Raw genomic sequence first — 5752 nt, 5'->3', positions numbered from 1 at the left:
GCCTTGGCCTCTCGCCATTGCCCGTCGTTCCTTGCTGAGGTACCCAGTGCTGCCCACAGCTTGTTATCGGCCTGATCAGGACTCGGTCATTCTAGAGGGTCCCTCTGTTTCCCAGATCCCACCGACAGCCTGCCGCCGCCGACGGCTCTCCCCAGGGGGGCAGCGGCTGGGGCTTGCTCTGCTGCTGAGCCTGCCCACCATGTTTTTGCCCTGGCCCGCTTTTGCCCAGATCGCCAGCTCCTTGCTCAATCCTCTGGTGGCCGCCTGGATTCGCTCTGAGGTGCAGCAGGTGGACAACTTGCGGGTGCAGATCGCCGGTTCCGACGCCCAGATTTTGAACGGCCAGATCCCCCAGGCCCAGGTGTCGGGAGACAACCTCATCTATCAGGGATTCCAGGTCAGCCACCTGCGGCTGCAGGGCCAGGATATTCGCCTCAATGTAGGGGAAGCCATCCAGGGACGTAGTCCCCTGCGGCTGTTGGCCCCCGTGCCGGTGCAGGTGAGCTTGCGCCTCACCGAAGACGATCTCAACCGCAGCCTTCAGGCTCCCCTCATCCAGTCCCAACTGGCCCAGGCGCAGGTGCAACTGCCCTTTGGAGGTCAAGCGGTGCCCTTCTTGATCCGCCAGCCCCAGGTCACCTTGCAGCAAAATCGGCTGCGCATCCAGGCCCAATTGGTTACTCCCGAGGGGGTGGAGGTGCCGGTTACGGTGCTAACTGGGCTACAGGCTCAGGGTCCCAACCAGTTGCGGCTGGTCAATCCCCTGTGGGTGAGCGAAGGGCAGGAGATCCCCATCCCCGGCCTGGCGGATTTTCCCATCCAGTTGGATCCAGGCGTGCGCATCGATCGCCTGGAGTTGCAGCCTGGCCAAATCCTCTACGAGGGCATGTTGGTCATCTACCCGGAGGCGGCGGCAGTGCCGCAGGGGTAGCGGGTTGTCGCCAGGGCTCGACCACTTGAGCTTGCCTTTGGGCGGTGCCAGCGGGATCTGCGGTGGCCAAGTTGTGATCGGGATCAAACCCAAGGTTGGGCTGCTGGGCGAGAATCCCTCTAGCCGTTGCCAAGCGGTCGCGGAGGGGTGGTGTATTGAGGTGAGTTCATGGTTTGGGGATCGCCGCCGCTACAACCCAGTGTTAGGCCCCTGCTCTTGGGGACTCTGCCGCTAATCCTGTCGCTGGTGTTGCTGGGGGGATGTTCCAGCGACGCCTTCTCCACGGTGCCCCTGGATGGGACGGCTGCCGGCACACGCACAGCCACGCCCCCCGGGCGAACTTTCTCCGATATTCCGCCCGGCCGGGATCCCCTTCTGAAGCACCTTTGGGCCAGCTTTGTGATCACGTCTGAGCAGTTGCAATCTGCCCGCAAGGCTCCCATCTCTCTCCATCCGCAGGCTCTCCTTCCCTGCACCGACTGCGAGAGCTTGGCAGAGCAGCTGGGATCCCTGCTCCCCACCCCCTCCTCCCGCGCCTTGGGCACCTATCGGCCTGACCAGCTCACACTCTCTTTCCGAGTTGAGCCCCACAAGACGTTTACCCGCCTCAGCGGCAGCTTTCACCTGGATACCACCACGCCCCTAGTTCACCCTGGCGAGGGGGTGCGCCTGGTGGTACAGCAGGCCTTCTGGGGGGACAAGGCCCTGGAGCCGCTGCCGCCCCCCCAGGACTTCTATGCCCGCCAGATGACTCAGGGTCGGTTCGAGGAGCGCACGTGGAGTTTCCCCTTCTCCCTCCCGGAGGCCGACGCCCCTGACCCCTCGCCGTCTCTACGGCTGCAGGTTGTCCTCACCTCCCCCATCCCGCCCGATTCTGCCCCTTTTCAGCGGGGCAGGCCGCTGCCTCCCCCCACGAGCCGGCTGTATCATGGGGTCACTTGGTCGGGCATGCCAACTTGGGAGCAGCTTCTGGCCTATCGCCAGGCCATTGGCCAGCCCCCCGCCTGGGCAGCGGTGGAGCACCTCTGGGATCCGCGCCAGGATTTTCCCCAGCCCCTGGCCAATCGCCTGCGGGAGAGCGGCTCCGTTCCCTACCTACGCCTGCGGCTGCAGCCGGCCCACCTCTCTTCCCTGGCTGCGGGCGAACAGGATGAGACCTTGCGCTCTTGGGCTCGGGGCATCCAGCGCTTTGCCACCCCGATTATCCTGGCCGTAGCTGTCGGGGACGGGGATACAGAGCTGCAACGACGGGCCTACCGTCACCTGATACAAACCCTGCGCTCTGAGGCCAATTTGCTCTGGGTTTTAGAGCTGGAGGGAGCGGATAACGAGGCAGTGTCTGCCTGGGCCGCCTTGCCAGGGGTGGACTGGCTGAGCCTGGAGGTGAAGGGGGATCCCGAGACCTTTGAAGCGTTGTACCGTCGCCTTGTGGCCTTTAACCCCCAGTTGCCCCTGATCCTCAGCGGGCCGTCTCCCGACGCAGAAGCTGCCCAGCCCTTTTTGGAAGGCTTGCAAGCCGGGCGGTGGCTCCAGGTGATTGGCTGGAGCTGGGCCCTGGGCCCGCAGGGGATCCCGCCCGCGGCGGCGACAAACTGGCAGCAGCGTCTGCACCAGGGGGATCCCCCCCTCTGGCTGGGAGAAATGCGGGTGCAGCCTCCGCCCAGCCCTTCCCCTTCGCCCAAGCCCTGAGAAAAGCGCTTTGGCTGGAAAAACCCTCCCAAAACAGCGGATAATAGGCCAACCCACTGCTTTTTCTTTCGGTCTTCCCAGAATTGTGGCCCTGACCTGCCCACCACCGTCGCGCTTTGCCCAAGCCATCCAGCGGGGGGAATTTTTGCTCACGGCTGAGATCACGCCCCCCAAGGGATCCGACACCAGCACCCTGCTCTCTCTGGCCCAGCAGCTCAAGGGCCGGGTGCATGCCGTCAACATCACGGACTCCAACCGCGCCATGGCCCGCATGAGCCCCCTGGCCGCCTCGCTGCTGTTGCAGCAGGCGGGCGTTGAACCCATCCTGCAGCTGGCCTGCCGGGATCGCAACCGCCTGGCTCTGCAGGGGGATCTGTTGGGGGCCTCAGCGCTCGGCCTGCGCAACGTGCTGGCCCTCACCGGGGATCCCATCCAGGTGGGGGATTGCCCCGATGCCCGCCCAGTCTTTGACCTGGAATCGGTGCGTCTGCTGCAGCTTATCCAACGCCTCAACAACGGCCTCGACTGCAACGGCAAGCCCCTCCCCGACGGCGGCACCTGTCTGTTCCCGGGGGCAGCCGTAGAGCCGCAATCCCCCAGCTTTTCCGGCCTGGAGCGGCGCTTTCACCGCAAGCTGGAGAACGGAGCCCAGTTTTTCCAAAGCCAGATGGTGACCGACTTCGAGCAACTGGAGCGCTTCATGGACAAGCTGGGCCGCCCCGCCGGCAAGCCCATCCTGGCGGGCATCTTCCTGCTCAAATCCGCCAAAAACGCCCTCTTCATCAACCGCAACTTGCCGGGGGTGCAGATCCCGGACGCCATTATCCAGCGGCTGGCCGATGCCCCCGATCCCCTCGAAGAAGGGATCCGCATTGCTGCCGAACAGGTGCGCCAGGCCCGCCAGATCTGTCACGGCGTGCACCTGATGGCCGTCAAGGCCGAACACCTCATCCCGCACATCCTGGACGAGGCCGGGATCCCGCCCCTGAGCAGCTAGCTCAACACCTGCTCCAAGCCGTAGACCAGCCCCTTGAGCTGCAGCACCTTGCGAATGCCCAGGATCACTCCCGGCATGAAGGCCATCCGATCCGTGATGTCGTGTCTCAAGGTCAACGTCTGCCCCATGCCGCCGAAGATCACCTCCTGGTGGGCAATAAGCCCCGGCAGGCGAACGCTGTGGATGGGGATGTTGGGGCCGGGGATCCCTCCCCGCGAGCCGGGGATCAGCTCCTTTTCTTCCACCTCAGGCGGGTTAAAAGCTTTGCCCAGTTGTCCCAGCCGCTGCGCCGTCTGCAGAGCCGTGCCGCTGGGGGCATCGACCTTGCGGTTGTGGTGCAGCTCGACAATCTCCACGTGATCGAAATATTGGGCCGCCTGCAGCGCCATCTGCTGCAGCAGGATCATGCCGATGGCAAAGTTGGGCGCAATTAGACAGCCCACACCGGACTTATCCGCCAGATCCCTCAGCCGCTCCACCTGCTCCGGCGTCAGGCCCGTCGTCCCCACCACCGGCCGCACCCCAAACGCAATGGCCGAGCGGACGTTTTCATACACAGAGCGCGGATGGGTGAAATCCACCATGACGCCTCGGGCGCTCCGCTGCGACAGCCGCAGCAACTGGCCCGCCAGGTCGTCGGTAATCTCGACTCCCAGGGATCCCAGGCCCAACACCTCGCCAATGTCCGAGCCCAACTGGGAACGGGCCACCGCCCCCACCAACTTCATGTCGGGGGTTTGGGCCACCGCCCGCACCACCTCCCGCCCCATCTTGCCCAGGGCTCCCACCACCAAGACCGGGATGGGCTCAGAAGCCGCCGTCCCCTCCCCAATGGCGGCGCCCTCTTCTCGTCTTTTTTGCTCGACTGCTGTGGTCACCACCTGCCCCCTTGCCTAACCTAGCGCCGGATCCCCGAGCGGAGCCTCACAATTTCACCTCGATGTCCACCCCTGCCGGCAGATCCAGCTTCATCAAAGCATCGATGGTTTTGGAAGAGGGGGAGTAGATGTCGATAATGCGGCGGTGGGTGCGAACTTCAAAATGTTCCCGCGAATCCTTGTCCGTGTGGGGGGAACGCAGCACACAGTAGAGGCGACGCCGCGTCGGCAAAGGGATCGGGCCAACTGGCACAGCCTCCGTGCGGCGGGCCGTGTCCACGATTTTGTCGCAGGAAGTATCCAGTAGCCGATGGTCGTAGGCCTTTAGGCGGATACGAATTTTCTGTTGGGTCAAGGTAGCCATAGTCGGAGAGAAGGTAGGGTGTACTCAAAAAAATGGCAGGGATCGAGCTTGCCTGGAGTGACCAGCGCCCAATCCCTGCCAAGAGAAAGCCGCTTACTTCAGGATCTTAGAGACCACACCGGCCCCTACGGTACGACCGCCCTCACGAATGGCAAAGCGCATCCCTTGCTCGATGGCGATGGGCTGGATCAGCTCTACCGTCATCCTGACGCGGTCGCCGGGCATCACCATCTCCGGCTTAGAGCCGTCGTCAGCCGTGAAGGAAGTGATGGTGCCGGTGACGTCGGTGGTACGCACGTAGAACTGAGGACGATAGCCGGCAAAGAAGGGGGTGTGACGTCCGCCCTCTTCCTTCTTGAGGACGTAAACCTCCGACTCGAACTGGGTGTGAGGAGTGATGGTCTTGGGCTTGGCCAGCACCATGCCCCGCTCCACCTCGTTCTTCTGAATACCCCGCAACAACACACCCACGTTGTCGCCGGCAATCCCCTCGTCCAGCGTCTTCTGGAACATCTCTAGACCGGTAACAGTGGTGGAACGGGTTTCTCGCAATCCCACCAGCTCCACGGTTTCGCCAACTTTGATGCGGCCCCGCTCGATCCGGCCCGTCGCCACCGTGCCGCGACCGGTGATCGAGAAGACATCTTCCACTGCCATCAGGAAGGGCTTGTCCACATCCCGCTCCGGCGTTGGAATGTAGGAGTCTACCGCATCCATCAGCTCGTAGATCTTGTCCACCCAGGGATCCTCACCCCGCTGGGTTTTGGGGTTGGCCTGCATCCTTTCCAGAGCCTTGAGAGCGGATCCTCTGATAATGGGGATTTCGTCGCCGGGGAAGTCGTACTTGGAGAGGAGCTCCCGTATCTCCAGCTCCACCAGCTCCAGCAGCTCCT

At 63.6% G+C, this 5752-nt stretch carries 6 protein-coding genes; 3 read left to right on the top strand and 3 right to left on the bottom strand.

Annotated features, from left to right (window positions below; translation table 11 throughout):
* From NW809_RS10285 to NW809_RS10275, 3 genes are all read left to right on the top strand, one after another.
* Positions 1-931 (top strand): DUF2993 domain-containing protein (locus NW809_RS10285; RefSeq protein ID WP_414402065.1); only part of this gene is annotated, 931 nt, incomplete at its 5' end.
* A 168-nt stretch (positions 932-1099) separates the two neighbouring features.
* A complete protein-coding gene (locus NW809_RS10280; protein WP_414402064.1) occupies positions 1100-2620 on the top strand; it encodes a hypothetical protein in 1521 nt (506 codons plus the stop codon).
* Between the two features lie 85 nt (positions 2621-2705).
* The gene (locus tag NW809_RS10275) at positions 2706-3617 is read left to right on the top strand and encodes a methylenetetrahydrofolate reductase (RefSeq protein ID WP_011430163.1); all 912 of its coding nucleotides are present in this window, start codon (positions 2706-2708) and stop codon (positions 3615-3617) included.
* Here the strand turns inward: NW809_RS10275 and dapB are convergent.
* From dapB to NW809_RS10260, 3 genes are all read right to left on the bottom strand, one after another.
* The gene (gene dapB / locus NW809_RS10270; protein WP_041439013.1) at positions 3614-4450 is read right to left on the bottom strand and encodes a 4-hydroxy-tetrahydrodipicolinate reductase; all 837 of its coding nucleotides are present in this window, start codon (positions 4448-4450) and stop codon (positions 3614-3616) included. The two genes, NW809_RS10275 and dapB, sit on opposite strands and share 4 nt — an antisense overlap.
* Before the next feature lie 91 nt (positions 4451-4541).
* Entirely contained in the window at positions 4542-4859 is a 318-nt protein-coding gene (gene rpsJ / locus NW809_RS10265; protein WP_011430161.1) for a 30S ribosomal protein S10, read from the bottom strand.
* A 93-nt stretch (positions 4860-4952) separates the two neighbouring features.
* A partial coding sequence (locus NW809_RS10260) for an EF-Tu/IF-2/RF-3 family GTPase (protein WP_414402063.1) occupies positions 4953-5752 on the bottom strand: 800 nt, incomplete at its 5' end.

It is taken from the genome of Synechococcus sp. WC101 (assembly GCF_047461555.1).
Classification (GTDB): domain Bacteria; phylum Cyanobacteriota; class Cyanobacteriia; order Thermostichales; family Thermostichaceae; genus Thermostichus.
The sequence above is the reverse complement of the archived record's forward strand: the minus strand, read 5'-3'. Positions and strand labels throughout refer to the sequence as shown.

Excerpts from the sequence above, each read along its gene's own strand:
- rpsJ (WP_011430161.1), bottom strand. The coding sequence starts at position 4,859 with ATGGCTACCTTGACCCAACAGAAAATTCGTATCCGCCTAAAGGCCTAC.
- NW809_RS10280 (WP_414402064.1), top strand. The coding sequence starts at position 1,100 with ATGGTTTGGGGATCGCCGCCGCTACAACCCAGTGTTAGGCCCCTGCTC.